This is a genomic window from Polynucleobacter sp. HIN9, assembly GCF_030297635.1.
In the GTDB taxonomy this organism is placed as follows: domain Bacteria; phylum Pseudomonadota; class Gammaproteobacteria; order Burkholderiales; family Burkholderiaceae; genus Polynucleobacter.
On sequence record NZ_AP028140.1, the window covers coordinates 903,182 to 928,905 of the forward strand.

The window sequence follows — 25,724 nt, forward strand, 5'->3', positions numbered from 1 at the left end:
ATGCGTCTGACCAAAAAAATCATCTTCGTCTGCTCTATCGGCTTCATGAGTACCGCTGTAATGGCTCAAAATGCAGCGATTGTGAACGGCAAGCCCATTCCCAAGGCGCAGCTTGATCGCCTCATTAAAAATTCAGGGCAATCTGCAAGCGATCCAAAAATTCGTGAGCAAGGCCGTGAACTTCTCATTACCCGTGAACTGATTATTCAAGAATCGGATAAGCGCGGCGTGAGTCAAAAGGACGATGTCAAAGATCAAATTGAGCAGGCTCGTTTGGGAGTATTAGTAGCAGCCCTGTTTGATGATTACATTGATAAAGGCGGCATTACCGAAGAAGATTACAAAACGGCATATGATTCCATTAAGAGTCAATTTGGCGGCAAAGAATACAAAGTACGACACATCTTGGTAGAAAAAGAAGCGGATGCCAAAGCTCTTATTGCCAAGATCAAGGCCGGTGCAAAGTTTGGCGATCTGGCCAAGGCTAACTCCAAAGATCCCGGCTCTGCTCCTGAGGGTGGAGAGCTTGGTTGGGTAAGCGATAAGGCACTCGTTCCTGAGTTTTCTAAGGCAATGACCTCTTTACAAAAAGGTCAGATGACCGATAAGCCAGTGAAGTCCCAATTTGGCTGGCATATTATTCAGCTCGAAGACGTACGTGATGTGAAGATACCCCCAATGGCTGAAATCAAGGAACAGTTAAAGACAATGCTGATGCAAGATCAGGCCTGGCAAAAGGCTAAGTTCTCTGAAATGATGAAGAAGATTCGCGAGAGAGCCCGGATTGAGTAAGATGATTTTGCACACCATGCTGCGCGTGGGCGACATTGCCCGCTCGGTTGATTTCTACACCCGGGTATTAGGTATGAACTTATTGCGCACGACCAATCGCGAGGAGCAAAAGTACTCCCTAGCCTTTGTGGGATTTGGGCGTGGTAATGAGGATGGGCAGGCAGAAATTGAGCTCACCTACAACTACGGCGTGAGTACGTATGACCACGGTAGCGCATACGGTCATATCGCAATTGCTTTCCCCGATGTTTACAAGGCATGTGAGGATATTGCTGCTGCTGGAGGCACGATTACTCGTCCTGCCGGCCCAGTTCAGGGTGGCAAAACCTTAATTGCCTTCATCACCGACCCCGATGGATACAAGATCGAACTGATTCAACGCTGATTGGATGCACTTGGCTGATTTATATGCAAGCTAAGTATGAGGTTCGGGTTCTAAATCAAATTTCGGATGTCCCACAGCAGGCATGGGATTCAATCCTCCCGCCCACTGCCGGCCCCTTCATGCAGTATTCATTTCTGAGTCTTTTAGAGAAAACCGGTTGCGTGATTGCAGAAACGGGATGGCAGCCATCGCATCTGGCGCTCTATGAAGCTGATAGTGACGCGCTTCTTGGCGTATTGCCTCTCTATCTCAAAACTCACTCCTATGGAGAATATGTCTTTGATTGGTCCTGGGCAGAGGCCTATACCCAAGCAGGGCTTCCCTACTTTCCAAAAGCACTGAGCGCCATCCCATTTACTCCGGTTACCTCTTCGAGATTATTAGCCCGATCAACTGAGCATCAAGAAGCCCTAATTACCGGTTTAAAACAATTGGTTGGCGAGCTAAATCTATCATCTGCCCACCTTCTTTTTCCTGTCGAAGAGGAGGCAAAGCTTCTTAGTGAGGCGGGATTCTTAAAGCGGGAGTCGGTGCAGTTTCATTGGCATAACCATGGCTATCATGATTTTGAGTCCTTTTTATCTACCCTCACCATGAAGCGTCGCAAGAATATCAAGCGTGAACGTAAGCAGGTACAAAGTGCAGGGATTACCTTTGAACACCTTCCCGGAGAGTTAGTCACCGAGGAGGATGTGCTGTTCTTCTATCGCTGTTATCGCAATACCTATCAGAACCACTACTCCACTCCCTATCTAAATCAACTCTTTTTTCAGGAGTGGGCGCAGCAGATGCCCCGTAATCTTCATTTGATCGTGGCCAAGCGTGAAGGCTGCGCAATTGCCAGCGCTCTATTGGTCGTTGATCGTGAACAAAGTAAAGCCTATGGGCGGTATTGGGGGTGCGTGGAGCAACATCCCTGTCTGCATTTTGATACCGCCTTCTATCAAGCAATTGAGTATTGCATCCGCGAGGGAATCCAAACCCTGGAAGGTGGTGCGCAAGGTGAGCATAAGATGGCGCGAGGGTTTATGCCAACCAGCGTCTTCTCATACCACCATCTGAGTGATCCACGCTTTGCTGCTGCAGTGGCACGATTTCTGGAGCGTGAACGTCAAGGGATTGGCCTATATCTTGATGAATTAGCTGAACATAGCCCCTTGCGCCAAGACTCTAATTCAAGCAGCCTCGGCAGGATTGAACTTGATGCATTAAAGTAAGGCATGAGCTCAATCAATAACGGTGCTAATTCTTTGGGAATCGGCGATAGCGATTCTGATTCCCCATGCATTGGGATCTGCTCCACCCTCTTTGACGAGATCTGCAAGGGTTGTGGTCGCACCGCCCTAGAAGTCAGCAACTGGGTCTTCATGAGCCCCGAAGAGAAGCAATCGGTCTGGGTTCGTATTCAGGCAGAAGGTACTGCCATGCGCTTTACCCGCGAGCAAAAATCTTAACCCGCAAGTTCCTGGCTTCGCAAATACTCCTCATAGGTGCCGGAGTAGTCATTAATCGTGCCATCAGGTTTGATCTCCAGAATCCTATTTGCTAAGGCTGAAACAAACTCGCGGTCATGGGAGACAAAAATCAGAGTGCCATCGAATTTCTCAAGGGCGATTTGTAAACTCTCAATTGACTCCATATCCATATGATTGGTTGGCTCATCCATTGCGAGCACGTTATGCTTTTGAAGCATCAACTTACCCCAAATCATGCGCCCCTTCTCGCCACCCGAAACCACCTTCACCGATTTACTGATCTCATCGCCTGAGAATAAGAGGCGCCCCAGAATCCCGCGCACGACCTGATCGTCATCACCTGGTTTGCGCCATTGGGTCATCCACTCAATGAGGTTCTCATCTTTAGGAAAGCATTCGCTAGTATCTTGCGGCATGACACCCACATTGGCATTCTCAGCCCACTTCACATCCCCAGTATCAGCAGCAATGCCATCAAAGCGTTTACTCAGAATGGTTTTCAGTAAGGTGGTCTTCCCTGCGCCATTCTGACCAATAATCGCGATCTTCTCACCCGGACGAATCGCAATCTTGAAGTTCTTAAAGATCACCCGATCAAACTGTTTGGTGAGCGCATTACACTCCACTGCCATATTGTGTAACTTCTTCTCAGTTTCAAACCGTATAAATGGGTTCTGGCGCGATGAGGGCTTAATATCAATCAGCTCAATCTTCTCGAGTTGGCGCTGGCGTGAGGTCGCCTGTCTAGCCTTTGAGGCATTGGCCGAGAAGCGACTCACGAATGCCTGAAGTTCAGCCATCTTCTCTTTGGCCTTGGCATTAGCCGCCATTTGCTGGGCCCGTGCCTGGGTGGATGCCAACATATAGGAATCGTAGTTGCCAGGATAGACCTTCAGCGTACCGTAATCCATATCGGCCATATGCGTGCACACTTCATTTAGGAAGTGGCGATCATGCGAGATGATGATCATGGTGCTATTGCGTTGATTCAGAATTTCTTCGAGCCAATGAATCGAATGAATATCTAAGTTATTGGTTGGCTCATCAAGCAGCAACACATCTGGATCCGAGAATAATGCCTGAGCAAGCAAGACACGCAATTTCCAGCCCGGTGCAATATTGCTCATCGGGCCATTGTGTTGCTCTAGTGGAATGCCAATCCCAAGCAGCAACTCGCCAGCACGTGCTTCAGCGGTATAGCCACCAAACTCGGCATACTTGGCTTCGAGCTCAGCCGCACGCATATATTCTTCGTCAGTGGCATCGGGGTTGGCATAAATCGCATCGCGCTCTGCCGCCGCTTGCCACATTTCGGCATGGCCCATCATCACTACATCGAGCACCCGAATATCTTCGTACGCAAATTGATCTTGACGCAACTTTCCTAAACGAATATTGGGTTCAAGGCTGACATTGCCAGCCGATGGCTCCAACTCTCCGCCAAGGATTTTCATAAAGGTTGATTTGCCACAACCATTGGCGCCAATTAAGCCGTAGCGATTGCCGCCACCAAACTTGACTGAGATGTTTTCAAACAGGGGTTTTGCCCCAAACTGCATGGTGATATTAGACGCGTTTAACACAAGAACTTTCTAAATAATGATGCCGTGCTGGCAAAGCTCGTTATTTTAACGGTCTTCCATGCCAGTGATGCTTAATACGCAGCAGCAAGCCCATCTCGGCGACTATCGCTTGCTGCAACATAGCCATCGTCAATTTGATCAGATAGGCGCCAGATAAATTGGCCAGAACCAAAATCCATATAGGGATCATCCACCTTTTTCAGAACATGCCCCCGTTCGATGAGGCCCTTAACCGTTTGAGGATCCATATTGGCCTCGACATCGAGACTGAAATCTCGATTGATCTTCCAACGCGGTGCATCACACGCAGCTTGGGGCTGCTGTTGATAGACCAACATGCGCAAGAGGGTTTGTAAATGCCCTTGCGGTTGCATATCACCTCCCATCACTCCAAAACTCATTTGGGGAACGGTTTTGCCATTCACTTCTTTAGTTAAGAATGCCGGAATGATCGTATGAAATGGTCGCTTATTGCCTGCCACCACATTGGGTGATTGAGGGTCTGATGAAAATCCATATCCCCGATTCTGAAAACTAATTCCCCAATTCGGTTCCACTACACCAGAGCCAAAACCCATGTAATTACTCTGAATAAACGAGATCATGCGCCCCTTTTCATCAGCCGCACTTAAATAGATAGTACCCCCCGTATTGGGCATGCCAAAGGTAAATTGGGTGGCGCGTTGTAAATTAATTTCCCCTGCTCGCTTGGCAAGGTATTTGGGATTAAGCATTTGTTCGGAGCTGACTTCCATCGAGCGTGGATCCGCTACATAGCGATAAATATCTGCAAAGGCTAATTTCATGGCCTCGATTTGCAAATGCTGGCTATCGACACCGTCTACTGGATACTTTGATAGATTATGGTTCTCTAAGATCCCCATCGCCATTAGGGCGCCAATCCCCTGGCCATTTGGGGGTATCTCATGGACGTCATAGCCCTGCACCCGAGTGGAGATGGTGCCAACCCAGTCTGGCTGATAGTTGGCTAAATCACTGGCCTTCAATGCCGCTTGGTGCTCCTGAGCAAATTCAACGATTGATTTGGCAATCTCACCTTCATAAAAATCCCGGATACCCTTGTTAGCAATTTGCCTTAACGCTCGTGCAGCTGCTGGAAAATGAAAGATCTCACCCGTGAGTGGTGCTCGACCATTTGGCATGAATGCCTTAGCAAAACCTGGCTGGGGGCTAAGCTCCTTCAAAGCGGCAGCCCACTTATGCGCCACGATTGGTGCAACCGCATGCCCGCGCTCTGCAATCTCAATGGCGGGCTGCAGGATATCAGCCAAAGACAAGGATCCAAAGCGCTGATGAAGCGCCTCCCAGCCAGCAATGGCGCCTGGCACGGTCACACTATCCCACCCTCGCATGGGGCGATTGGTCATGCCGTGTGTATCACGACCATACTTCTTGGCAAAGTAGTCAAGACTCCAGTCGGCTGGTGAGACCCCTGAGGCATTTAAACCATGTAGTTCATGCCCATCCCAAACGATAGCAAAACAATCGCTGCCCAAGCCATTAGAAACTGGCTCAACGATCATTAAGGCCGCTGCGGCAGCAATGGCAGCGTCAATTGCGTTACCCCCCTGCTGCATCATCTTTAATCCTGCTTGAGCGGCATAGGGATGGGAGGTTGAGCAAATATTGCGGCCAAAAACGGGCATCCGTACAGTGGGATATGGGTTGTGCCAATTAAACGGTGAGCTCATGATCGTGTCTTTATTCTTCGAAGTTGTTCACGGATAACGGGAATCCGCACTACTAACAATATCAAGATTATCCCAGCATAGATGTAAACGGTCTGAAAATCGTTTTTGCCGGCCTTATGCCAAAAGTAATGCAGCACTCCAAGAATGGCAATCAAATAAATGAGACGATGCAGACTCCTCCAGCTTCGCCCCAACCAGTGCATTGCTGCTCGGTTCGAAGTGATTGCTAATAGACTCATACAAACAAAGGCAACAAACCCTACTGTAATGAATGGGCGTTCAATCACGTCTGCAAACATCTCTTGGAAATCAAGATTGTGATCCAGCCAATACCAAATCGTGAAGTGTAAGAATGCATAGAAGAATGTAAATAGCCCCATCATCCGACGCATTTGGATCCAGCCAGACCATGCCGTTATCCAATGCATTGGACTCATGGCCAAGGTGATGCACAAAATGGTAATGGTCCAGGTACCAGTTGAACGAGTAATGAACTCGACAGGATTAGCACCCAGCTGTCCAGCATAGGCAAGAACAAATAAACGGGCAAGCGGAATCAGCGCTACAACAAAGAGCCAGCGCTTGATCTGCGTAATTGCAAGCATGCTTTAGTAAAACTTACGCAAATCCATCCCTGCATAGAGCTTGGCAACATACTCGCCATAGCCATTAAAGGGCTCAGTTTTAATCTTGGGTGCAAAGATCCCCCGACCATCAATGCGACGCTCCGTGGCTTGACTCCAACGTGGATGACTCACCGCTGGATTGACGTTTGAATAAAAACCATATTCGCGTGGTGCGGATGCGCTCCAGCTCGTGAGCGGTTGTTTCTCGGTCAAGCGAATCGTTACTAAGGATTTGGAGCTCTTAAAGCCATACTTCCAGGGTACGATCAAACGAATGGGAGCGCCATTTTGTTTGGGTAATAACTCACCGTACATCCCAAATGTGAGCAGAGTTAATGGGTTCATGGCCTCATCCATCCGCAGACCCTCACGATAAGGCCAATTGAGTACGGGTCGCTTTAATCCAGGCATCTGTTTAGGGTCAGCCAGACTAATAAACTCGACATACTTGGCAGAGCCCAGGGGCTCCACTCGATTGAGAAGGTGCGATAAGGCATAGCCATTCCATGGAATCACCATCGACCAACCTTCCACGCAGCGTAGTCGATAAACGCGCTCTTCCATGGGTGCCAACTTCAGTAGTGCATCAATATCGAGTGTGACCGGTTTTTTTACCATCCCCTCGATTGATACGGTCCAGGGTCTAGTTTGTAAACGATCGGCAAACTTGGCAGGATCATCCTTATCCATTCCAAACTCATAGAAATTATTGTAGGTGGTTGCATCCTCATACGAGGTTTGGGTCTCGCGGGTGGAGTACTGTTCATTAAACTTTGCTGGAAGCTTCTCGCGGGGCGCTGCTGTTTTAGCAAAGGCATCGCGCTCAAGCCAGGATCCCATGCCCACTGCTGCGCTTCCCAGGGCAATGGTTTTTAACCATTGACGACGGTTCTCAACAATCGCACGTGGAGTGATTTGACTGGGATGAATTCTTGGGTCTTTAAATATCATCGATCTACCTTTAATTGAAATGGTGTGAAATTAGTATTGGTGTCGTAATAATCCTCGTTCTCTTTACGTTTCAAGTATCCCACCACCGCATAGGTCAGCGGGGTTGCCAAAATCTCCCACGAGGTTTTGAGAATATATTGTGCAATCGCTACCTGAATAATCTCATTCGTGGGCCAAATCGCATAAAAGGCCAAGAAATAGAATAATGAAGAATCCACCAGCTCACCAACCGCCGTTGAGCCGATTGTGCGTGTCCATAAATACTTCCCTTGGGTCCAGATCTTCATCTTGGCCAGCACATAACTATTCGTAAAACTGCCGCACCAAAATGCCAGCATGGAAGCCAATGCGATCCGCCAAGAATTACCAAAGACCGTTTCTAGACCATGCTGATAGTTCGCCATATAGGATCCCGGTGCTACAGGTAGCGCGATCACGATCAAGGCCATGATGGCAGCAAAGCCAAGGGCCGTAAATCCAGCCCACACCGCGCGACGATCATAGGCATAGCCATAGACCTCGGTCAGAATGTCGCTAAAGAAGTATGAGATGGGGAAAAATAAAATCCCGGCGCCAAAGATGACGTAACCAAAATATGGCAGCTCAACCGTCGCCGCCTTACCGGCTCCAATGAAGTTTGAGCAAAGCAGCACCGCGACGAATGCCCCCAGGATTAGGTCGTAATAGCGATACTGGCGACGCATGGGGTGTTAGGGCCTTATAGGTTCGGTGAGGCGGTTAAAAGGGGAAATATTTCATAGAATAGCGGTATTGGCATGAATTCACAGAATAGGTAAATAATGAGTAAGCCGCAGTTTCATTGGGAAGACCCCCTCCTCTTACAAGACCAATTGACCACCGAGGAGCGCATGATTGCCGACGCGGCCCGTGAGTATGCTCAGGGGAGGCTGGCCCCGCGGGTGCATGAGGCCTATCGCTCTGAAACAACCGATCCCACCATCTTTCGAGAAATGGGTGAATTGGGCCTGCTTGGCATTACCATTCCCGAGGAATACGGTGGCGCTAACCTCAATTACGTCTCCTATGGCCTCATTGCCCGTGAAATTGAACGAGTTGACTCTGGCTACCGCTCCATGATGAGTGTGCAATCCTCATTAGTGATGGTACCCATTTACGAATTCGGTAGCGAGGCTCAAAAGCAAAAGTACCTTCCTAAATTAGCTACTGGAGAATGGATCGGATGCTTTGGTCTCACAGAACCCAATTACGGCTCAGATGCCGGTGGCATGATCACGCGGGCTAAGAAAGTTCCTGGTGGATACTCGCTCACAGGCTCCAAGATGTGGATCTCCAACTCCCCGATTGCTGATGTATTTGTGGTGTGGGCAAAGAACGATGATGATCAGATTCGGGGCTTCATCCTTGAAAAGGGCATGAAGGGTTTAAGCGCCCCCAAAATCACTGGCAAACAAGGACTGCGCACCTCGATTACCGGTGAAATCGTAATGGATGAAGTATTTGTGCCCGCTGAAAATGAGTTCCCAGAAATTACGGGTCTGAAAGGCCCCTTCACTTGTCTAAACTCAGCGCGTTATGGCATCTCGTGGGGAGTACTCGGTGCCGCGGAATTTTGTTGGCACGCAGCGCGCCAATACACTTTAGATCGCAAACAGTTTGGCAGACCCCTCGCAGCCAATCAACTCATCCAGAAAAAATTAGCCGATATGCAAACCGAGATTACCTTGGCACTGCAAGGCGTTCTGCGATTGGGGCGCATGAAGGATGAAGGAAGCGCTGCCCCTGAGATCACCTCCATCATGAAGCGCAACTCCTGTGGCAAATCGCTTGATATTGCACGGATGGCACGCGATATGTTGGGCGGGAATGGTATCTCGGATGAGTACGGTGTGATCCGTCACATGCTCAATCTTGAGGTGGTTAATACCTATGAAGGCACGCACGATATTCATGCCCTCATTCTGGGTCGAGCCCAAACGGGAATTCAGGCGTTTAGCTAGATTACAAAAGTTGCTGCGCTAATTCAAGATAGCTTGCCTGCTGCGCACTTTGAACCGTGAGAGTGCGAGCATTTTGAAATTGGCTGAAGTTACGAGCAATTGAATCTTGATACGCTGGATCGTAGTGCTTAATCAGTAATTCTTCAACCAATACTGGGTAGCGCCCCTCAGCGGCCAGTTGCTGCCATTTGGTAATTTGTTCCTTACCATAACGTTGCGTCAACAGACTCAGCAAATGCCGCAGCCCATCATGATCACTTAAGAGATGGACGTACTCTTCCATCAGTACATCGACCCGCACCGAGCGATCCGCTTTGATTTCAACACAATCCCCCTGCCGAATTTGATCCATCAGAGCATCTGGAATATGCAGGCAACCCACCTTCTTGCTCTCCGACTCGACATAAATGGTTTGATCAAATGTAAATTGCCGTAACGCATTCCATAGGCGACTCTCAAACATTTTCTGACTGGGCTGCACTTCATTAGGCAAGCCACCCAGCACTGAGCCACGATGGGCCGCGAGACCCTCGAGATCCAAAACTTGAGCGTGACTATTTAAGGCTTGTAATAAACGAGTTTTGCCGGTGCCAGTCATGCCACAAATAACGGTGAACTTTGCATGTGGCGCCCATCGCTCAAGATCAGCAACCACCTGACGCCGATACCCTTGATAGCCACCTTGCAGCTGCTGGGCCTTCCAACCAATTCGTTGCAGAATATGAGCAAAGGCACCACTTCGCTCCCCGCCCCGCCAGCAATACACCAAAGGTCGCCACTCACGCGGCTTTTGAATAAAGTGTTCTTGCAAATGACTGGCAATATTTTTAGCAACCAGAGCAGCACCTAATTTCTTGGCTGCAAAGGGAGACTCTTGCTTATACAGTGTGCCAACAGTAGCACGCTCTTCATTGTTTAATACCGGGCAATTGATCGCGCCTGGAATATGATCTAAGGCATATTCAGCAGGTGAACGCGCATCAATGATGCAATCAAACTGATCTAAATCCTGACCCAACAATTCAGGAGGGAGTAAAGCGGAACTCAACGCAGCCCTAAATTTTGCTTAATTGGCTCTGGCCACGGTGCAGGACGATTGGTCTTGAGGTTAACCCACACCAAGGTTGCGCCACCGGCTGCACATAGTTCTTCTGGATTGCTAGCAAGCGACATGAGGTTATAGGTATCCACGCTGGTACGCCCCACTTTACCAATATAGGTACGCACCACAATATCAGCAGGGTAACTTACTTGGGCATAGAAATTACAAAATGCGTTTGCAATTAAGGCACCACCTTCATCGTGATGCGCACCGAATCCAAAAGACTCAATCCAATGAATACGGCCTTGCTCCATGTACCGAAAGTAAAGTGTATTGTTCACGTGACCAAATGCATCCATATCACCCCAACGTAATGGGATGATCGTTTCATGAACAAATTTCTTATCGGCAGGAATTTCAATGCGCATGATTGAGGAGTTCTAAATGACAAAGCAAAGCGCTAGTTTACCTCTAGGCTTATGCTTCCATCCGTATTTGGGCGCGCAGATCCCGGTAGAACTGAGGCCTTGCATCAAGAGGCACGAAGATACCGATCGGCATTTCCTTGCTTCTCTCCTCCACCCGAATTAAACGCTTACCGCTCTCCTCTTGTGTGAGCGTTAGCCAACGGGTATTAAATACGTGACGTTCAATCTTTCCGCCAATATTCTTCTCAATCTTTAGGGCCGTGCCATCGATGGCAATTGATTCGTAGTCGAGCGCATGACGTGCGTAGACGATCAGCGCAATACCTAATACGGTTAACTCAATCACGGTGAAGATCAGAATCATCCAAACGCCATGAAGCAAAAAGTACGTGGCAATAAACGATGAAAACAGAAACATCGATAAATAGAAATAACCAACCTGGCGTGGCGTGAACGAACAATTTCGTTTCGTGTGCCACGTACGCATGGGGATTATTTTGCTAAGAGAGCATTGGCGTATTGATCCATGGATCGCGCCAAATCCAGATCAAGTTTTGTGAGACCGCCAGCATCATGGGTCGAGAGCGTAACTTCAACCCGATTCCAGACATTAAACCACTCGGGATGATGATTCATTTGCTCAGCCATGAGTGCGCACTGTGTCATGAATGCAAAAGCTTCCTTGAAATCCTTAAACTGGTACGAACGGGTAATGGCATCTCGATTAGCAACCATTGCCCAATGCGCTAGATCAGTAGCAATGGCCAAGCGCTCGTCTGCACTGAGAAGGCTTGCCATGGCAATACTTAAGAGTTTTGTAAGGCCAGTTGATACAAAAAGGTTGAGCGCGCGCCCGAGCGGCAAAAGGCTAAGATCGGTTGCGGCATTGCCTTAAGGAGCTTGGCCATCTCCACCACTTGCTCGGGAGTAATTGCACCGCTCACCACGGGTAAGTAGGCATATTCAAGGCCATGCTCTTTGGCCATGGCAGCGATGGAAGCATTGCTAGGTTGCTCTGGGCCCTCTTCACCATCTGGGCGATTATTAATAATGCTCTTGTAACCCTGCTGTGCAATTTGAGCAACATCGGTCGGCTCAATTTGACCAGCGGTTCCAAAATTGGGGTTGTGACATGAAATATGAACGCTCATAGGATCCTTACAAATATCTCATCAAGAATTTAAACAGACTTTTTCTGGGTTCGCTCGAACAACCACATACCCGCAACCATGGCGACGACAAAAACTAAGGCTTTGGTTTCACCGGAACCAAGAGAGACCAGCGCAGGCCCCGGACAAAAACCAGCAAGTCCCCAACCCACACCAAACATTGCACTACCAATAATTAAGGGACGATCAATGTCGCGCCGAGTTGGGATATGCATTGCGCCACCCAAAAAACTCTGGGTGCGTTTCTTGGCTAAGTAGAAAGCAATGAGCCCTACAAGCACAGCACCGCCCATCACAAAAATGAGAGATGGATCCCAGTTGCCAGCCAGATCAAGGAAGGCCAAGATTTTGGCAGGATTGGTCATACCTGAAATCATTAAACCAAGACCAAACAAAACGCCGATGAGATACTCGCTACCGTTTGAAAAGAAGGATTGATTTTGATTCATCGACTTAGATCCAATGCCGCACGAGATACACCACTAAAAATCCACAACCCATAAATGTGAGGGTCGCCAGCAAGGAACGTGGAGACAGGCGCGATAAACCACAAATGCCGTGACCACTGGTGCAGCCCGATCCATAGCGAGCACCAAAGCCTACTAATAAACCAGCTACGATGAGCGTGATGTAATCCGCATCAATGACTGCGGTTGTACTCATCTGAAACACATACTTTCCCCACAAAGGGGCGGTTAACAATCCCAATATGAAACTGGCGCGCCATAACCAATCGCTTTTCTTGGGGCCAATTAAGCCGCCCAAAATGCCACTGATTCCGAGAATACGACCGTTGATGAGAACGTATAGCGCAGCCGCAATTCCCAGCAAAATACCGCCTACTAGAGCGGGCCCCGGGGTAAAGGATGTCCAATCAATTGTCATGACATCATTTTAATACTTAACAGGGTTTTGGACTCATGCGCCACTGTAAGTATTGAAGCCCCAAATAGCCTCCCAAGAAAAATCCAGGGAGTGCAATAAATGCATTGAGTGCTAAAGTTGATATTCCACTCAAGCCCTGCCCGACCGTACACCCCATCGCAGTGACTCCACCAAATCCCATCAGCGCGGCACCCACGAGATGATTGGCGGTATCCTCCACTCCCCGAAATGCTTCCCAACGAAAACGTTTACTGATGATGGCGCTAATCGCCGAGCCAACAATCATGCCCAAGACCGCCACAATTCCAATGGTGAGCACTTTAGACTTATCACTCGTGAACATTAACCAATCCAAGGAATAGGCATACGGCGCCACAAATGAGAGGCTTTCCATCCGACCCGAGTTTGTCACCAAGAATGCTTCTTGCAAAGTATTGGGGTCCTCTTCAAGATGCGCAAAGTGCCCGGATACCCACCAAATAGCGGTGATCGCCAAGCCAACCCCGACTCCTGCTAAGAGATTATCAATAGTCCAAAACGATTTCTTTAAAAGTGCGTATGCAATAAAGGCGCCACCAATCACAAGGGACAGAATCCAACGCAATTGCTCTTTACCCATACCAACACTCGCTGAGAGAACGCTTGGCAAATCTTGTGAAGTTTTGAGATTCAATGCCACTTGGTCGATCGAATTGGTTCGTAAAACTCCTAAAAATCCACGCATGGTCATATAGGCAACGAGTCCCAACACAATAAATACCACGATGGATTTCAGATTGCCGCTGCCGATCCGAACTAGGGTTTTGCTACCGCATCCGGATGCCAGAACCATCCCGATCCCAAATAGAACGCTACCGATTAGGGTCGATAGATAAAGCACGCGGTTACCGGTATAGAGGGATTTGGTGACATCAATCCATCCAAGGTGGGACATCGTAGCAACCCCGAGTATTGCGATGCCAATCGCTAAGCACCATTGGCGCATACGAGACCAATCTTCCATTAGGAGGCCATCGGATACGGCACCCAGTGTGCAAAAGTTCGTGCGCTGCATGATGGCGCCCAACACTGCGGTAATCGCAAAGGTAATCAGCAAAGCCTGACTACCCAGAGAGCGAATCTGCTCTGGTGATAAATCAGTCATAATGATTCCTAGGGTTTAAATTTGTAGTATTGTTGGTTTAGGTAAGCAACGACGTCTGCTTCATCCTCTGGGAATAGATCTAGGCGTAATTCGGTATTACAGCGTGCGACCATCACTTTCAAGCGATCTAAGCCCTTCACCCGACGATCCTTACGGGTGTAAATCAAAGTGCCATCACCCAAGCCAGACTTCTCAGCATGGCATTGATAGCACTTGGTATCTTCAATCTTCTTGCCATTGGCAAGGTTGGGCGCAGCCACGACAGGCTGCGCGGCTAATCCACCTAAAACACCGATGAAAATTGCTAAGGTCGATAAAGTCTTCATAGTATTTGTATGTATCAATTTCTGAAGATGTGATTCTATCGGACTGAATTAAAAAACTACAGCAAAATCAGTGTTTTAGAAGCTAAAATCAAGATTATTCCGTAATGCTGATATAAGCAAAAGTTATAAAGCAATGAGTAATCAGGGCCGGATATAGGCGTATTTATCCTTAAATTGCAGGTCAGCAATCCGAACCACGCCAGAGGGGGTGAACTCAGCATCTAGGATAAATTGATCGCGCTTGAGGTTGCGGTTGCGCAGGGTAATCTCGCAGACTTCAAAACGTACCCCACGAGACTTTAAGGCGGCAACCAGTGGAGCGTATTCGGTTCCATTCTTGTCTTTGCCACCCTCCATCAGAATATCGACCCCGTTGGCATGGGTCACCACAATAATTTTGGTCTGTGGTGAGACATCGAGGTGATTGCGTATATTGCGTAAGCCTTTTAAGCCTTGGGTAGCCGCATCATCGATGTGATAAACCACCCGGGTTGATTCGGCTTTTGCTAAATTAGCGCCAATCGTTAAAGCGATGGCTAGAAAGCCCATCAATACTGCACGAACGAATGCTTTCATACCATCCTCCAATTAAAAAAGGAACGACTAAATAGGGGCCATCCCAGGGTTACCTTTAACACCTTTAATGACAGGCTCATTAAGCTTCACGGCCTTAATGGTCTTCACCTCCCGTAAGTGACGTGCCATTAGATCCCAAATGGGTTCGCCGCCGGCATTCTTTGCCTCTTCCGAAACCGGCGCCCAGCCAGCTACTTTATAGGTCTTACCTGCCTCAATCAGATTGCCATTTAAGCGCATCTCAGAAATGCGTTTGCCAGCACCACCCGCTGGATCAATCGTATATTGCAAGCCACCGACCCGCACCATATCACCACCCTGTTGGTAGTAGGGATCGGGGTTGAATAAATTATCAGCGACGTCTTCCAATACGGTTTTGATCATCTCACCACTCATATTGGTGACCGTGGTGTAGGGATAAGTAATCGCGGTCTGATCGAGTAGATGCTCCATCGTGATCGACTCACCAGGCAATAAGGAGGTGCCCCAACGGAAGCCGGGCGAGAATGAAATCTCCGCATTCTTTTGCTTTAAGAGACCATCTAAGATCACTTGATCAAAACTACCATTGAAGTTACCACGGCGATACAAGAGGCCATCGGTCACTGCGAGCTTCTCAGCAAGCTTAGACTCATACGGTGCCCGAATCTTCTTAATCAAAGCACTCATCCCTGCGTCTGCGGGCAATAAGTTGGAGAATACCGGTAGAAGTTTGTAGCGGAAGTCGCTTACTTTGCCCCCCTTCACATCAAAATCCAAAACGCCCAAGAACTTACCGTTCGATCCAGCATTCGTAACTAAGGTGACGCCACCTGGATTTTTCACCTTCACGGGGGCTGGAACGCCATCGTGCGTGTGTCCACCCATGATGGCATCAATGCCCCGTACGCGGGAGGCCATCTTTAAATCCACATCCATACCATTGTGTGAGAGCACCACAACTACTTTTGCGCCCTTCGCACGGGCTTCATCCACTACCTTTTGCATATTCTCTTCTTGAATACCAAAGGTCCAGTTGGGCGTGAAATAACGCGGGTTCGCAATCGGTGTGTATGGGAATGCCTGGCCAACCACGGCAACCTGAATACCATTCATGGTCTTCATCGCATAGGGTGCAAAGACCGCATCACCAAAGTCGGCAGTCTTAATGTTTTGAGCGACAAATGAGACCTTGCCCCGGAAATCCTTCTCCACAATCTCCATGACGCGTTTCTCACCCAAGGTCATTTCCCAATGGGGGGTCATCACATCGACACCCATCGCTAGACAGGCATCTACCATATCCTGACCATTGGTCCATAATGCCGTTCCTGAGCCTTGCCAGGTATCGCCCCCATCAAGCAATAAAGCGCCAGGTCGGCTCGCCTTAATTTGTTTTACCAAAGTAGCAAGATGAGCAAAGCCGCCGACCTTGCCATAAGTCTTCGCTGCAGAAGCGAAGTCTAAATAGGTAAACGCATGGGCATCACGCGTGCCAGGCTTCACTCCATAAAACTTCAATAGATACTCGCCCACCAAATGGGGTGGCTTGCCTTCTTGTGCGCCAATGCCTAAATTGACATTGGGTTCACGAAAGTAGATTGGGAGCAATTGCGCATGGCAATCCGTGAAATGCAAGAAGTGCACATTGCCAAACTTTGGCAGGTCATAAAACTTCTGTGCAGCACTTTGAGCATGAGAAAAATTGGACTGCAAGCTCATTCCACCAGCCGATGCCACTGCAAGGGCTTGCAGAAACTCCCGTCTACTAAAAGACATACAACTCCTTTGAAATTGGTTTACTGATTAACGGGGGAGTTCGGATCTAATAACAAGGCCATCACGTCTTGCATTTGTTTCTCGGTCAACAAATTGAAGTGACCAAAGCGCGGCATATTGCTGCACACGTTATAAGCCTTGGAGTTATAGATTCGATTCCAGGTATAGGTCACAACTTCTTTGCTGTAACCGCGTAGCTTGCCGTAGTTCCAGAGGCTTGGGCCGATGTTTCCGTAGGAAAGTTCTGCTTTATTAATTTGATGACAGTTATAGCAACCACCACCATTCACCGCATCCGCTTTATCACTCCAGGTCGCGCCGCGACCACTCTGCGCAACTCGCTCACCGGCCTTCCAGTCGCCGATGTATTTGCCATCAGCGGGTTGCTTAATACTTGCCATATTGGCCTTCTGAATCGACTCAGCCTGCTTAGGGTTGCCCTTACCTGCTAATACCGCAGGGTCCGAGCAATACTTTTGTGCTGCGTCTTGCTTCAGACGATCAATCGAGGCAATGCCTTTCGTTTGAAAACTATCCTTCATCATCTTGTCAAACTTTGCATCGGCGAAGGCAGACCCCATGGGTAACGCCAATAATGTTGCTGCTGTAATTAGATATTTATTCTTCATGTTGTTCTCCAGCGATTAGCGTTTCAAACCAGGAGCGGCCATCTTGCCGCCATTTGCCGTGACGGCCATATACATCGATACCGCAATCGTGTCATCGGATATATAGATCGGCTCTGGGAAACGTTGCTGACGATAACAATCGTTCAAACGGTATTGCATGGTCCAGAAGGTACCGCTTGATACGCGATACGCTGGCCAAGCACCCCAACCGAGCGCGGCGCCCTTTTGTTGGGTTAAATCAGGCAAATCTTGCAAGCGAATCCGCTTACCAGGATCAGCATGGCAGGAAGCGCATGAGAAATCCATCGGACCGGCTTGATAGAAGAATGACTTCTTACCAAGCTCGTACATTTCTTTCTCTTTGGGGTGCTTCATGGAAACATTAATGGTTGCACCTTTGGAGTTAGCAACCACATAAGCCACAATCGCCTCAACGTCTTTGCGCTTACCTTTTCCAAAACTACCGGCAATGATTTCTTTTGCATCAAAACCTTGTAGGCGTTCCATGCAGGTCACAATGCGTGACTCAAGGTCTTGGACTTTATTGGTATCTTTGAAGTACTTGGGTAACACGGCATAAACGCCTTTCACCACACCAGGTCCCAAACCAAGATCACACTTTTCTAGAGTGGCATTCTTGGGGCCCATGGCTTTCTTCCAAAGCTCTTCGCCAGCCATTTCATACAAATCAGAGGGATTACCATCAGCAATCATTGCACGGTACTTCTCAATCTCAGCCGTTGGTGCGCCAGCCGGTGCGGCTGCTTGAGGCGCCGGAGCAGGAGCCGCCGCTTTCTTAGGTGGCTCAGGTGTAGTACATGCTTGCAGAACAAATAGCGATGACACAATAAGCGCCCCGCGAGTCCAGTGTTGTCTCATGATATCCCTCTTCTTGTTATTAATCAGTGAAGTACAAACTATCAATTACGAAACGGTTGCCTCATCGGTGCGCTTACCACCTTTGTTATCAACCCAGCTAACGGTGACTTTGTCGCCTTTGGCGCCTTTGTACTTGAAGTTCAAGAATGGGTCTTTGGATACTGCTGGGCCAAATTCGCCCACAAAGACATCTTTACCATTGGCTTTGGCAGTTACGGTGCTAATAAACCATGCTGGAATCGCCTTGCCAGACGCATCTTTGCGCTGACCAGTTTCCATATCATGTTTCATTAGGATTTTGACATCCACCACACCGCCGCTCTCAGTTGCTCGTACGCGCATCGGATCTGACATTTTGCTTCCTCTCTAATTCGTTAAATAAGTAATCGACTATTCGGCTTAATCATTAACCGCCGCAACCACCGAGGGTTACTTTCACTTCTTTCACGGCCACACTCCACTTGTTATCGGCTTTTACTAAAGCGTAGACATTGGAGGTTTGACCCATCTTGATACGAGTTGTAACAAATGGCTCGGTACCGGCTGGAATGAAGAACTGAGCAGCAAGCGCGCTGGGGTTCTTATCCACCAAAATTGCCATTTGCTGGGCCTTGAGGGTGGTGTTAATGCCAACAGGAACCACGGCGCCGTTCTCGGCAATATCGGGTGCGATCATGGTAATTGCTGCCGAGGTCTCTGGCTTACCAGCACCTAGCACTTTGAACACATCATCCAAAGTTTTACCTTCAAAGGCGGCTTTGTTCCACTCTTGCGCTTGTGCGGGAGTAATCAAACCGGCTGAAGCCATCAAACCAAAGATGGCTGAGTATTTCAGTACATCACGTCGTTGCATATCCATAAAAACTCCTTGTTATCAACTGCTACTCATTCGTTGTTGCTTACCTAAAACTATAAAGCCGATGGGGTGTTACCTTCGTTAGTAATAACCCCTAATTTCTTACGAAATACTTATTTTGCTCCACTCAAGATCCACTGCACGATCGCTTTGTTATCAGCATCCGATAACTGTGCTTGAGCAGGCATTGGAATTGGACCCCAAACACCTGATCCTCCGGCCTTGACCTTCTTCTCTAACTTCGCTTGGGCGTCGGCTTGACCTTTGTATTTATTAGCAATATCTGCCAATGAGGGGCCAACCATTTTGGCAGCTGGAGCATGGCATGCGGCGCAGCCATTCTTTTTAAAGAGCTCTCCTGGGGAGGCATAGACCGCACCTGCGAATAGAGCCGCCGAACTAAGCACTGCCATTTTTCCAACTAAATTACGAACTTTCATATTGTTCCTTTATTTCAAGTGTTAACTAATCTTATTTGCCGCCGTTTAACATCCACTGCACCAAAGTCTTATTGTCGGCATCCGAGAGTTGTGGTTGAGCGGGCATTGGAATTGCACCCCAGACTCCCGCACCACCCGCCTTCACCTTCTTCTCAAGTATCGCTTGCGCATTCGCAACGCCTTTGTACTTATTGGCAACATCCGCAATCGATGGGCCTACTAATTTCGCTGCAGGTGCGTGGCAAGCCGAGCAATTTTCTTTCTTGAATAAATCCGCAGGACCCGCCGCTTTCGGTGCCGCAGCACTTGCAGTCGATACCATCATCATGCCGGCTGCTGGCAAAGCAGATAAAGGTGGTTTGGTGGTATCAACTCCGCGATACGGACCATACTCTCGGTTTTGCTCTGCCAGGTTATTGTGCGCATTGCGAGCATAGTCAGGTAAGACCGATCCAATCGCAACGTGTTGGGCGCAATTGCTCATACAAGCTGTATTCTTCACATCGGGTGTACCCTTCACGGTCCATAAACCGTGTTTCTGGGTCATGCCATTGCGATTAGGCATCATGCCTTGCACTTGCGCAATATTTTTGTTCGATAGTACAAAGTCATCCGGAACCACTTCACTCAAGTTGAGCATGAAAGCAACTAGCGCATAGGTCTCGTCAACCGTCAGTGTGCGCGGCGCATTCCATGGCATGGCACGATAAACATAATCCCACAAAGTTGAAATCGTGGCCACCTTCATAATCGTGGTTCGCTGCGGTTGCTTCTCACTCGTTAATGAAGCAACACGGCCGGTTTTAACATCATCCTTTGTGGTTCCACCGGCAATTGGCGTAAAGACCTCGTTGGATTCGCCGAATGTGCCATGGCAGCTCGCACATTTTTGCTCCCAAATACCCTGCCCCTTGGATACTGAGCCAGATCCAGGTGGTAAGCCCTTAAAGTCAGGGCGCACATCAATGTCCCAGGCTGCTACTTCTGCAGGGGTCGCATTACGGCCCATATTCATATAGGGCTTTGGTTTGCTTACTGCTGGAGTGGCTTGAGCCGTTTGCGCATGCGCTGCACCGCTGGAGAAAATAACAGTAGCAACTAGGGCGCTTGCAAAAATGGGTTTCATTAAAACATTAGCCGACTTGAACATTGCTGACCTCGCCATTGGTATCAACCTTCCACGATTGAATTGCATTGTTGTGATAGATGGAGCGCGTACCACGCACGGCTCGTAATTGACGAATCGTGGGTTGCACATAACCCGTGTCATCGATCGCACGCGATTGCATGATGGTGGGCGAGCCATCCCAAACCCAATCGATGTTAAAGCGCGTAAGAGCCTTCGTTAAGATAGGGGTCTCAAGTCGTGCAGTGCGCCAATTATTGCCACCATCAAACGAGACATCCACGCGCTTGATCTTGCCACGACCCGACCACGCCAAACCACTTACGTTGTAGTAACCCTTATCAAAGAGTTGCTGACCACCTGATGGTGTAGTGATGACGGATTTGCATTCCTGAATTGAAGTGTATTGACGATGCAAGCCATCTGGCATCAAATCAATATAGTGAATTGCCTCATCCTTGGTGGCGTATTTCATATCACCCACCTCAAGACGTCGTAACCACTTCACCCAACTGACGCCCTGCACACCTGGCACGACCAAGCGGAGTGGGAAGCCATTTTCTGGGCGCAACATCTCACCATTCATGCCCCAAGCAACGATGACATCGTCCAACGCCATTTCCATGGAGATGGTGCGGGTCATACCTGAGCCATCGCCACCTTCGGCCAAAATGTACTTGCCCTTCTTTAGATCAGCGCCACAGATATCCAGAAGCGTTGATAGTGGTACGCCCGTGAACTCGCAGCATGAGAGCATGCCATGGGTATATTGCACGGTTGGTACAGCCACATTGCCCCACTCTAAACCGGTGTTGGCACCGCACTCGATAAAGTGAATGCGTGATACCGATGGCAATCGTAAGAGGTCGTTCATCGTGAACACTTTTTCATTCTTCACGAGGCCATTAATCATCAACCGATGCTTATTGGGATCAATGTTGTACCAACCCTGATGGTGGCGCTCGAAGTGCAAGCCGTTGGGCGTAATGATGCCAAACAACCCTTGCAGTGGAGTAAACGCCACGGATGCCGCCGATACGCGGGTTAATCCTGGTGACTCGCGACGGATTAAGTTCTTTTCATAAATGGATGGGGTGCCATAGGGCTCGGTAGCTACATTCTTACCGAGAGTCGTTTGCCAAATTTGCTTCTCCAGAATCGCTGGGTCGCCCTGGGGATTAGCAAGGGCCAAGCCGCTTCCTGCAGCGCCTACACCACCAAGGGCCGCCATGAAACTCTTGCGCAGAAATCCGCGGCGGGTCTCATCAGCGCCATGTTGGTTGATTTCAGCGATTGTCTCTTGCGACAGAAAGTTCTCGGGTGCCTTCCGAATGAGATTCGGGGTACCTAAGGATTGCATGGTTTTGGTTCGTTCACTCATATTCATTAAGGATTAGATGGTTAAACAAAAATTCATCAGACTTAATCAAGACAATTCATTCATGACGCGGCCACAAACGCGTTGACAGATTTCAAGCGTGGCGTCGTCGCAGATCGAGTAATAAACCGTGGTGCCAACCTTACGACGCGCCAATATTCCAGCCTGATGGAGGGTGCCTAAATGTCGCGATACATTCGCTTGACTCGATTTCGAGTACTCAATCACCTCACTAACGGATTTTTCACCCTCGCATAATGCATACATGATGCGCAGACGGGATGGCTCAGCAAGAACCGCAAAGAACGCAGAGACCTCTTTAAAAAGGGTTTCCATTTGTTCCGGGGATAAATGTTTTTTAGACAAGCCATCCGCAAAGCCCTGGGCTACAGAGTTTTTAGTTTGAGGTAATGGACTTGACATAAATATGCGTAATTGCGCATATTACACCGAATATTTGTCTAAATAAATATACAGAGATACCCTGATTCGATCCGACTAGAATAGAGACTTGGTAGACATCAATACCCAGATTCATTCTAGAAACATTTTATAAGTAACTGATTTAAATAATTAATTGTTAGATACCCAAGCAATTTTCCTGTCCTTACAGTTAGCCTTTTGGACCTTGGTGGTCTTAATCCCCATTGGGATCTGGCTTGGCTATCAGTTAGCCCAAGCTGGCCCCTGGAAATCCTGGGCCGAAGCCGCACTCGCCCTACCCTTGGTCTTGCCGCCCACGGTCTTGGGTTACTACTTTATCGTGGCGTTTGCTGGCAAAAGTCTCTTTGGGGAACCCCTGGTGTTCTCATTCACTGGTCTCTTAATTGCCTCCATCATCGTCAATCTACCGTTTGCAATCCAACCCATCCAACGGGCCTACGAAGCGATCCCCACAGAGATTAAGGAAGCAGCCAAGGTCAGTGGACTTAGTACTTGGCAGCGCTTTCGCTTCATTGAGCTGCCCTTGGCCTGGCGAGGCATCCTTAGTGGTGCGGCGATGACCTTTGCCCATACCTTGGGTGAGTTTGGAGTGGTCCTTATGGTGGGGGGCGCCATTCCTGGAGAAACCAAAACTGCATCGATCGCAATTTACGACAAGGTGCAGACGTTTGATAGCGCAGGAGCCGGTGCTCTTTCTGTGATCCTGTTGTTGATCTCGCTTGTTGCCATTGCTATTTCCTATGGAGTCTTTGGTCGCAATACTGCTGGGGCGCGCCGTGCTTAAGGTTCATCTTCAGCAAACGCTTCCCAACCCCCTGTCGATTCAGCTAGAGATTGATGCCGGTGAAGTTCATGCCTTAGTGGGCCCCTCGGGCAGCGGCAAGACCAGTATCTTGCGTTCCATTGCCGGCCTTCACCATCCGGAGTTTGCTTACATTGAATGCGATCATCAGGTCTGGCTTAATCGTGATACGGCCCGTGGGCCTATGATCATCTTGCCACCCAATCAACGCTCATGCGGATTCTTATTCCAACAATACGCTCTTTTTCCCCATCTCAGCGCCCTCGATAACGTATGTATGGCGCTTTACAACGCCATCAGCGATCCACAAAAGCGTAGGGCTGAAGCTCAGCGTTGGCTCGATGAACTCAATATTGGCGAACTTGGAGAGCGCTTACCCAAACAGTTATCGGGTGGGCAGCAACAACGTGTTGCTCTGGCGCGCGCCTTAGCACGTTCACCCAAGATGCTTTTGCTCGATGAGCCTTTCTCAGCAATCGATATACCGACTCGCCAGAAACTGTATCAAACGCTGGCTGAGCTTCGCAAGCAACTCAACATCCCCATCATCTTGGTCACGCACGATCTGCGTGAGGCCCATTTATTAGCCGACCGCATCACCGTGCTCGATCACGGTGTGGGTTTACAAACCGCGAACCCACAATCCTTATTTACTAAGCCCCGTAATGCACGTGTTGCCCAGCTCGTTGGCATCCCCAATCTCTTTCATGGGGTGTTTAATGGTGGCACTCTGTCGTGGGGTTCAAGCCCCTGGACCTTTCAAGTGATTGATAAAGGTCGCATTCCACCCAATGCTCAAGTAGCATGGGTGATTCCTCAAGAGGGGCTCAGTGTTCACATCAACCCAGACAGCCATCGCATTCCGTGTCGCGTTAACGCCATCAGTGCTTTGGGTCAGATTGCGCTCATTGAGTTCTCGATCGATGGTTTGAATGAACTCTTAACATGGGAAGCTTCTGCTGCAGAAGTGAAGCGTTTAGGTTTGGAACGAGATGCGCAGGTGTATCTCGAGCTCGATTGCAAGCTGATTCATATCATGCCGCTGCGCCCAATTAACGACCCGCGACGTTTTGTTGGTGTTACTTAATTACTTCTTTAATCCAGCCGATAGGTCGCGCTTGAGATCGTCAATGTTCTCAAGGCCAACGGCAATCCGGACTAGACCATCAACAATGCCGGCGTCTTTACGTGCTTGCGGTGTAATACGAGCATGGGTCGTACTGGCTGGATGCGTAATCGTAGTACGCGTATCGCCAAGGTTTGCTGTGATGGAGCATAAACGTGTTTGATTAATGAGCTTATACGCCGCTTTCTTGCCACCCTTCAGAACAAATGACACAATCGGGCCACCTGCTTTTTGCTGGCGCTTTGCCAAGGCATGCTGCGGATGGCTCTTCAGACCTGGGTGATACACGCGCTCGACTCCAATTTGTTTCTCTAACCACTGCGCCAATGCTAGAGCATTCGCACTTTGCGCTTGCATTCTCAGCTCTAAGGTCTCGAGCCCTTTCAAAAAGATCCAGGCATTAAACGCGGAGAGTGTGGGGCCCGCGGTACGAACAAAAGGAAATACTTTACCCATGACGAAATCACGACTGCCCACAATTGCCCCGCCGACGACCCGCCCTTGCCCATCAAGATACTTGGTCGCCGAATGAATCACCACATCTGCACCGAGCGCCAAAGGTTTTTGTAAGGCCGGGGTACAAAAACAGTTATCCACCACTAATAGTGCCTTGGCTTTCTTAGCAATCTTCGCAATTCCCGCAATATCCGCAATCTCCGTTAAGGGATTGGAGGGAGTCTCTAGATAAAAGAGCTTGGTATTGCTTTGTACCGCTGCTTGCCAAGCCTTCAGGTCAGCAATTGCCACATAGCTTGTCGTAATGCCAAAGCGACTCAGAATTGATGAGAACAGCTGGGTGGTTGCACCAAACACGGATTTTGAGCACACGACATGATCACCTGCTTGCAGATGCGCCATCGCCGTGGTCAAAATGGCGGCCATTCCAGAGGATGTGGCAATGCATGCCTCGCCACCTTCGAGTGCCGCGAGACGGTCCTGAAACATGCTGACCGTTGGATTAGTAAACCGTGAATAGATAAATCCTTGATCGGCATGGGCAAAGCCATGCTCTGCCTCTTCGGCTGAGTTAAAACAAAAGCTGGAGGTCAAGAACATCGCCTCCGAGTGCTCCTGATAATCGCTTGAACGACGAGTACCAGCTCGAACCGCTAGGGTCTCAGGTGCCAAGGTTTTGAGATTAGGTTTAGGCCGTATGGATTTTTTCATAACAGATCAAGTTTGACAGGTAAATGACGGGCTGTCACGCAGAGCA

Annotated in this window: 32 protein-coding genes; 7 read left to right on the top strand and 25 right to left on the bottom strand. The window is 48.9% G+C overall.

Features of this window, described 5'->3' with window-relative positions:
* The 4 genes from QUE62_RS04775 to QUE62_RS04790 are packed head-to-tail and all read left to right on the top strand — an operon-like array spanning window position 1 to window position 2,631.
* Entirely contained in the window at window positions 1-792 is a 792-nt protein-coding gene (locus tag QUE62_RS04775; RefSeq protein ID WP_286222959.1) for a peptidylprolyl isomerase, read from the top strand.
* Window position 793: 1 nt separating this feature from the next.
* Entirely contained in the window at window positions 794-1,177 is a 384-nt protein-coding gene (gene gloA, locus QUE62_RS04780; protein ID WP_286262568.1) for a lactoylglutathione lyase, read from the top strand.
* 23 nt (window positions 1,178-1,200) lie between these two features.
* Window positions 1,201-2,394, top strand: coding sequence for a GNAT family N-acetyltransferase (locus tag QUE62_RS04785; protein WP_286262515.1), 1,194 nt, complete (start codon window positions 1,201-1,203; stop codon window positions 2,392-2,394).
* 3 nt (window positions 2,395-2,397) lie between these two features.
* The gene (locus QUE62_RS04790) at window positions 2,398-2,631 is read left to right on the top strand and encodes a DUF1289 domain-containing protein (protein ID WP_286222961.1); all 234 of its coding nucleotides are present in this window, start codon (window positions 2,398-2,400) and stop codon (window positions 2,629-2,631) included.
* On the opposite strand, the gene QUE62_RS04795 is transcribed toward QUE62_RS04790, so the two are convergent.
* The 5 genes from QUE62_RS04795 to QUE62_RS04815 all read right to left on the bottom strand — a co-directional run bounded on the left by QUE62_RS04795 (window position 2,628) and on the right by QUE62_RS04815 (window position 8,228).
* Window positions 2,628-4,235 carry an ABC-F family ATPase gene (locus QUE62_RS04795; RefSeq protein ID WP_286227423.1) on the bottom strand — a complete coding sequence of 536 codons (1,608 nt, stop codon included), beginning with the start codon at window positions 4,233-4,235 and terminating at the stop codon, window positions 2,628-2,630. The two genes, QUE62_RS04790 and QUE62_RS04795, sit on opposite strands and share 4 nt — an antisense overlap.
* Before the next feature lie 71 nt (window positions 4,236-4,306).
* Window positions 4,307-5,947: a gamma-glutamyltransferase family protein gene (locus QUE62_RS04800; RefSeq protein WP_286227425.1), complete on the bottom strand. Its 1,641-nt coding sequence runs from the start codon at window positions 5,945-5,947 to the stop codon at window positions 4,307-4,309.
* On the bottom strand, window positions 5,944-6,552 hold the full coding sequence (locus tag QUE62_RS04805; RefSeq protein WP_286260919.1) for a protein-methionine-sulfoxide reductase heme-binding subunit MsrQ: 609 nt from the start codon (window positions 6,550-6,552) through the stop codon (window positions 5,944-5,946). Before QUE62_RS04805 ends, QUE62_RS04800 begins: the two co-directional genes overlap by 4 nt.
* 3 nt (window positions 6,553-6,555) lie before the next feature.
* Complete coding sequence (msrP, locus tag QUE62_RS04810) at window positions 6,556-7,524, bottom strand: protein-methionine-sulfoxide reductase catalytic subunit MsrP (protein WP_286260920.1); 969 nt, start codon at window positions 7,522-7,524, stop codon at window positions 6,556-6,558.
* The gene (locus QUE62_RS04815) at window positions 7,521-8,228 is read right to left on the bottom strand and encodes a queuosine precursor transporter (RefSeq protein ID WP_286222966.1); all 708 of its coding nucleotides are present in this window, start codon (window positions 8,226-8,228) and stop codon (window positions 7,521-7,523) included. The genes msrP and QUE62_RS04815 overlap by 4 nt, the downstream gene beginning before the upstream one ends.
* Window positions 8,229-8,324: 96 nt before the next feature.
* Here QUE62_RS04815 and QUE62_RS04820 point away from each other — a divergent pair, with 96 nt between their 5' ends.
* Window positions 8,325-9,503 carry an acyl-CoA dehydrogenase gene (locus QUE62_RS04820; RefSeq protein ID WP_286260921.1) on the top strand — a complete coding sequence of 393 codons (1,179 nt, stop codon included), beginning with the start codon at window positions 8,325-8,327 and terminating at the stop codon, window positions 9,501-9,503.
* 1 nt (window position 9,504) lies between these two features.
* Here QUE62_RS04820 and mnmH read toward each other — a convergent pair whose 3' ends face one another.
* The 19 genes from mnmH to QUE62_RS04915 all read right to left on the bottom strand — a co-directional run bounded on the left by mnmH (window position 9,505) and on the right by QUE62_RS04915 (window position 22,562).
* A complete protein-coding gene (gene mnmH, locus QUE62_RS04825; RefSeq protein WP_286260922.1) occupies window positions 9,505-10,551 on the bottom strand; it encodes a tRNA 2-selenouridine(34) synthase MnmH in 1,047 nt (348 codons plus the stop codon).
* A complete protein-coding gene (locus tag QUE62_RS04830) occupies window positions 10,548-10,973 on the bottom strand; it encodes an acyl-CoA thioesterase (protein WP_286222969.1) in 426 nt (141 codons plus the stop codon). Before QUE62_RS04830 ends, mnmH begins: the two co-directional genes overlap by 4 nt.
* 49 nt (window positions 10,974-11,022) lie before the next feature.
* Window positions 11,023-11,460 carry a DUF2244 domain-containing protein gene (locus QUE62_RS04835; protein ID WP_286227431.1) on the bottom strand — a complete coding sequence of 146 codons (438 nt, stop codon included), beginning with the start codon at window positions 11,458-11,460 and terminating at the stop codon, window positions 11,023-11,025.
* Between the two features lie 5 nt (window positions 11,461-11,465).
* Window positions 11,466-11,771 carry a 4a-hydroxytetrahydrobiopterin dehydratase gene (locus QUE62_RS04840; protein ID WP_286224805.1) on the bottom strand — a complete coding sequence of 102 codons (306 nt, stop codon included), beginning with the start codon at window positions 11,769-11,771 and terminating at the stop codon, window positions 11,466-11,468.
* Between the two features lie 8 nt (window positions 11,772-11,779).
* Window positions 11,780-12,124, bottom strand: a complete 345-nt coding sequence (locus QUE62_RS04845) for a protein tyrosine phosphatase family protein (protein ID WP_286222972.1) — start codon at window positions 12,122-12,124, stop codon at window positions 11,780-11,782.
* A 29-nt stretch (window positions 12,125-12,153) separates the two neighbouring features.
* The gene (locus QUE62_RS04850; RefSeq protein WP_286222973.1) at window positions 12,154-12,591 is read right to left on the bottom strand and encodes a YeeE/YedE family protein; all 438 of its coding nucleotides are present in this window, start codon (window positions 12,589-12,591) and stop codon (window positions 12,154-12,156) included.
* 4 nt (window positions 12,592-12,595) lie between these two features.
* Complete coding sequence (locus tag QUE62_RS04855) at window positions 12,596-13,027, bottom strand: YeeE/YedE family protein (RefSeq protein ID WP_286260923.1); 432 nt, start codon at window positions 13,025-13,027, stop codon at window positions 12,596-12,598.
* A 16-nt stretch (window positions 13,028-13,043) separates the two neighbouring features.
* On the bottom strand, window positions 13,044-14,171 hold the full coding sequence (locus tag QUE62_RS04860; RefSeq protein ID WP_286224808.1) for a YeeE/YedE family protein: 1,128 nt from the start codon (window positions 14,169-14,171) through the stop codon (window positions 13,044-13,046).
* Window positions 14,172-14,179: 8 nt separating this feature from the next.
* A complete protein-coding gene (locus QUE62_RS04865) occupies window positions 14,180-14,497 on the bottom strand; it encodes a hypothetical protein (protein ID WP_286224809.1) in 318 nt (105 codons plus the stop codon).
* Window positions 14,498-14,638: 141 nt separating this feature from the next.
* Window positions 14,639-15,073 (bottom strand): DsrE family protein, encoded by a 435-nt coding sequence (locus QUE62_RS04870; RefSeq protein ID WP_286260924.1) that lies wholly within the window; start codon window positions 15,071-15,073, stop codon window positions 14,639-14,641.
* A 27-nt stretch (window positions 15,074-15,100) separates the two neighbouring features.
* Window positions 15,101-16,831, bottom strand: coding sequence for a thiosulfohydrolase SoxB (gene soxB / locus QUE62_RS04875; RefSeq protein ID WP_286260925.1), 1,731 nt, complete (start codon window positions 16,829-16,831; stop codon window positions 15,101-15,103).
* Between the two features lie 20 nt (window positions 16,832-16,851).
* Window positions 16,852-17,460, bottom strand: coding sequence for a sulfur oxidation c-type cytochrome SoxX (gene soxX / locus QUE62_RS04880; RefSeq protein WP_458574799.1), 609 nt, complete (start codon window positions 17,458-17,460; stop codon window positions 16,852-16,854).
* Window positions 17,461-17,475: 15 nt separating this feature from the next.
* Window positions 17,476-18,339, bottom strand: a complete 864-nt coding sequence (gene soxA / locus QUE62_RS04885) for a sulfur oxidation c-type cytochrome SoxA (protein WP_458574816.1) — start codon at window positions 18,337-18,339, stop codon at window positions 17,476-17,478.
* 45 nt (window positions 18,340-18,384) lie between these two features.
* On the bottom strand, window positions 18,385-18,693 hold the full coding sequence (gene soxZ / locus QUE62_RS04890) for a thiosulfate oxidation carrier complex protein SoxZ (RefSeq protein WP_286222979.1): 309 nt from the start codon (window positions 18,691-18,693) through the stop codon (window positions 18,385-18,387).
* Window positions 18,694-18,745: 52 nt separating this feature from the next.
* Entirely contained in the window at window positions 18,746-19,198 is a 453-nt protein-coding gene (gene soxY / locus QUE62_RS04895) for a thiosulfate oxidation carrier protein SoxY (RefSeq protein WP_108508443.1), read from the bottom strand.
* Window positions 19,199-19,308: 110 nt separating this feature from the next.
* Complete coding sequence (locus QUE62_RS04900) at window positions 19,309-19,635, bottom strand: c-type cytochrome (protein ID WP_286222980.1); 327 nt, start codon at window positions 19,633-19,635, stop codon at window positions 19,309-19,311.
* Between the two features lie 31 nt (window positions 19,636-19,666).
* Window positions 19,667-20,761, bottom strand: coding sequence for a c-type cytochrome (locus tag QUE62_RS04905; RefSeq protein WP_286260926.1), 1,095 nt, complete (start codon window positions 20,759-20,761; stop codon window positions 19,667-19,669).
* 7 nt (window positions 20,762-20,768) lie between these two features.
* Window positions 20,769-22,142 carry a sulfite dehydrogenase gene (gene soxC / locus QUE62_RS04910; protein ID WP_286260927.1) on the bottom strand — a complete coding sequence of 458 codons (1,374 nt, stop codon included), beginning with the start codon at window positions 22,140-22,142 and terminating at the stop codon, window positions 20,769-20,771.
* A gap of 45 nt (window positions 22,143-22,187) precedes the next feature.
* A complete protein-coding gene (locus QUE62_RS04915; protein ID WP_286260928.1) occupies window positions 22,188-22,562 on the bottom strand; it encodes an ArsR/SmtB family transcription factor in 375 nt (124 codons plus the stop codon).
* A 154-nt stretch (window positions 22,563-22,716) separates the two neighbouring features.
* Between QUE62_RS04915 and modB the strand changes: the two genes are divergently transcribed.
* Both modB and QUE62_RS04925 read left to right on the top strand, forming a co-directional pair.
* A complete protein-coding gene (gene modB / locus QUE62_RS04920; RefSeq protein WP_286260929.1) occupies window positions 22,717-23,367 on the top strand; it encodes a molybdate ABC transporter permease subunit in 651 nt (216 codons plus the stop codon).
* Window positions 23,324-24,472, top strand: coding sequence for an ABC transporter ATP-binding protein (locus tag QUE62_RS04925; protein WP_286260930.1), 1,149 nt, complete (start codon window positions 23,324-23,326; stop codon window positions 24,470-24,472). Before modB ends, QUE62_RS04925 begins: the two co-directional genes overlap by 44 nt.
* On the opposite strand, the gene QUE62_RS04930 is transcribed toward QUE62_RS04925, so the two are convergent.
* Window positions 24,473-25,678 carry an O-succinylhomoserine sulfhydrylase gene (locus QUE62_RS04930; RefSeq protein ID WP_286260931.1) on the bottom strand — a complete coding sequence of 402 codons (1,206 nt, stop codon included), beginning with the start codon at window positions 25,676-25,678 and terminating at the stop codon, window positions 24,473-24,475.
* Window positions 25,679-25,724 lie beyond the last annotated feature (46 nt).

Excerpts from the sequence above, each read along its gene's own strand:
- QUE62_RS04815 (WP_286222966.1), bottom strand. The coding sequence starts at position 8,228 with ATGCGTCGCCAGTATCGCTATTACGACCTAATCCTGGGGGCATTCGTC.
- QUE62_RS04930 (WP_286260931.1), bottom strand. The coding sequence starts at position 25,678 with ATGAAAAAATCCATACGGCCTAAACCTAATCTCAAAACCTTGGCACCT.
- soxZ (WP_286222979.1), bottom strand. The coding sequence starts at position 18,693 with ATGTCAGATCCGATGCGCGTACGAGCAACTGAGAGCGGCGGTGTGGTG.
- soxA (WP_458574816.1), bottom strand. The coding sequence starts at position 18,339 with ATGAGACAACACTGGACTCGCGGGGCGCTTATTGTGTCATCGCTATTT.
- QUE62_RS04865 (WP_286224809.1), bottom strand. The coding sequence starts at position 14,497 with ATGAAGACTTTATCGACCTTAGCAATTTTCATCGGTGTTTTAGGTGGA.
- QUE62_RS04850 (WP_286222973.1), bottom strand. The coding sequence starts at position 12,591 with ATGAATCAAAATCAATCCTTCTTTTCAAACGGTAGCGAGTATCTCATC.
- QUE62_RS04925 (WP_286260930.1), top strand. The coding sequence starts at position 23,324 with ATGGAGTCTTTGGTCGCAATACTGCTGGGGCGCGCCGTGCTTAAGGTT.
- QUE62_RS04790 (WP_286222961.1), top strand. The coding sequence starts at position 2,398 with ATGAGCTCAATCAATAACGGTGCTAATTCTTTGGGAATCGGCGATAGC.
- QUE62_RS04900 (WP_286222980.1), bottom strand. The coding sequence starts at position 19,635 with ATGAAAGTTCGTAATTTAGTTGGAAAAATGGCAGTGCTTAGTTCGGCG.
- QUE62_RS04855 (WP_286260923.1), bottom strand. The coding sequence starts at position 13,027 with ATGACAATTGATTGGACATCCTTTACCCCGGGGCCCGCTCTAGTAGGC.
- QUE62_RS04845 (WP_286222972.1), bottom strand. The coding sequence starts at position 12,124 with ATGAGCGTTCATATTTCATGTCACAACCCCAATTTTGGAACCGCTGGT.
- gloA (WP_286262568.1), top strand. The coding sequence starts at position 794 with ATGATTTTGCACACCATGCTGCGCGTGGGCGACATTGCCCGCTCGGTT.
- QUE62_RS04775 (WP_286222959.1), top strand. The coding sequence starts at position 1 with ATGCGTCTGACCAAAAAAATCATCTTCGTCTGCTCTATCGGCTTCATG.
- msrP (WP_286260920.1), bottom strand. The coding sequence starts at position 7,524 with ATGATATTTAAAGACCCAAGAATTCATCCCAGTCAAATCACTCCACGT.
- QUE62_RS04915 (WP_286260928.1), bottom strand. The coding sequence starts at position 22,562 with ATGTCAAGTCCATTACCTCAAACTAAAAACTCTGTAGCCCAGGGCTTT.
- QUE62_RS04800 (WP_286227425.1), bottom strand. The coding sequence starts at position 5,947 with ATGAGCTCACCGTTTAATTGGCACAACCCATATCCCACTGTACGGATG.
- soxB (WP_286260925.1), bottom strand. The coding sequence starts at position 16,831 with ATGTCTTTTAGTAGACGGGAGTTTCTGCAAGCCCTTGCAGTGGCATCG.
- QUE62_RS04820 (WP_286260921.1), top strand. The coding sequence starts at position 8,325 with ATGAGTAAGCCGCAGTTTCATTGGGAAGACCCCCTCCTCTTACAAGAC.
- QUE62_RS04785 (WP_286262515.1), top strand. The coding sequence starts at position 1,201 with ATGCAAGCTAAGTATGAGGTTCGGGTTCTAAATCAAATTTCGGATGTC.
- QUE62_RS04870 (WP_286260924.1), bottom strand. The coding sequence starts at position 15,073 with ATGAAAGCATTCGTTCGTGCAGTATTGATGGGCTTTCTAGCCATCGCT.
- QUE62_RS04905 (WP_286260926.1), bottom strand. The coding sequence starts at position 20,761 with ATGAAACCCATTTTTGCAAGCGCCCTAGTTGCTACTGTTATTTTCTCC.
- QUE62_RS04835 (WP_286227431.1), bottom strand. The coding sequence starts at position 11,460 with ATGCGTACGTGGCACACGAAACGAAATTGTTCGTTCACGCCACGCCAG.
- QUE62_RS04840 (WP_286224805.1), bottom strand. The coding sequence starts at position 11,771 with ATGGCAAGCCTTCTCAGTGCAGACGAGCGCTTGGCCATTGCTACTGAT.
- QUE62_RS04830 (WP_286222969.1), bottom strand. The coding sequence starts at position 10,973 with ATGCGCATTGAAATTCCTGCCGATAAGAAATTTGTTCATGAAACGATC.
- QUE62_RS04860 (WP_286224808.1), bottom strand. The coding sequence starts at position 14,171 with ATGACTGATTTATCACCAGAGCAGATTCGCTCTCTGGGTAGTCAGGCT.
- soxC (WP_286260927.1), bottom strand. The coding sequence starts at position 22,142 with ATGAGTGAACGAACCAAAACCATGCAATCCTTAGGTACCCCGAATCTC.
- soxY (WP_108508443.1), bottom strand. The coding sequence starts at position 19,198 with ATGGATATGCAACGACGTGATGTACTGAAATACTCAGCCATCTTTGGT.
- soxX (WP_458574799.1), bottom strand. The coding sequence starts at position 17,460 with ATGAAGAATAAATATCTAATTACAGCAGCAACATTATTGGCGTTACCC.
- QUE62_RS04805 (WP_286260919.1), bottom strand. The coding sequence starts at position 6,552 with ATGCTTGCAATTACGCAGATCAAGCGCTGGCTCTTTGTTGTAGCGCTG.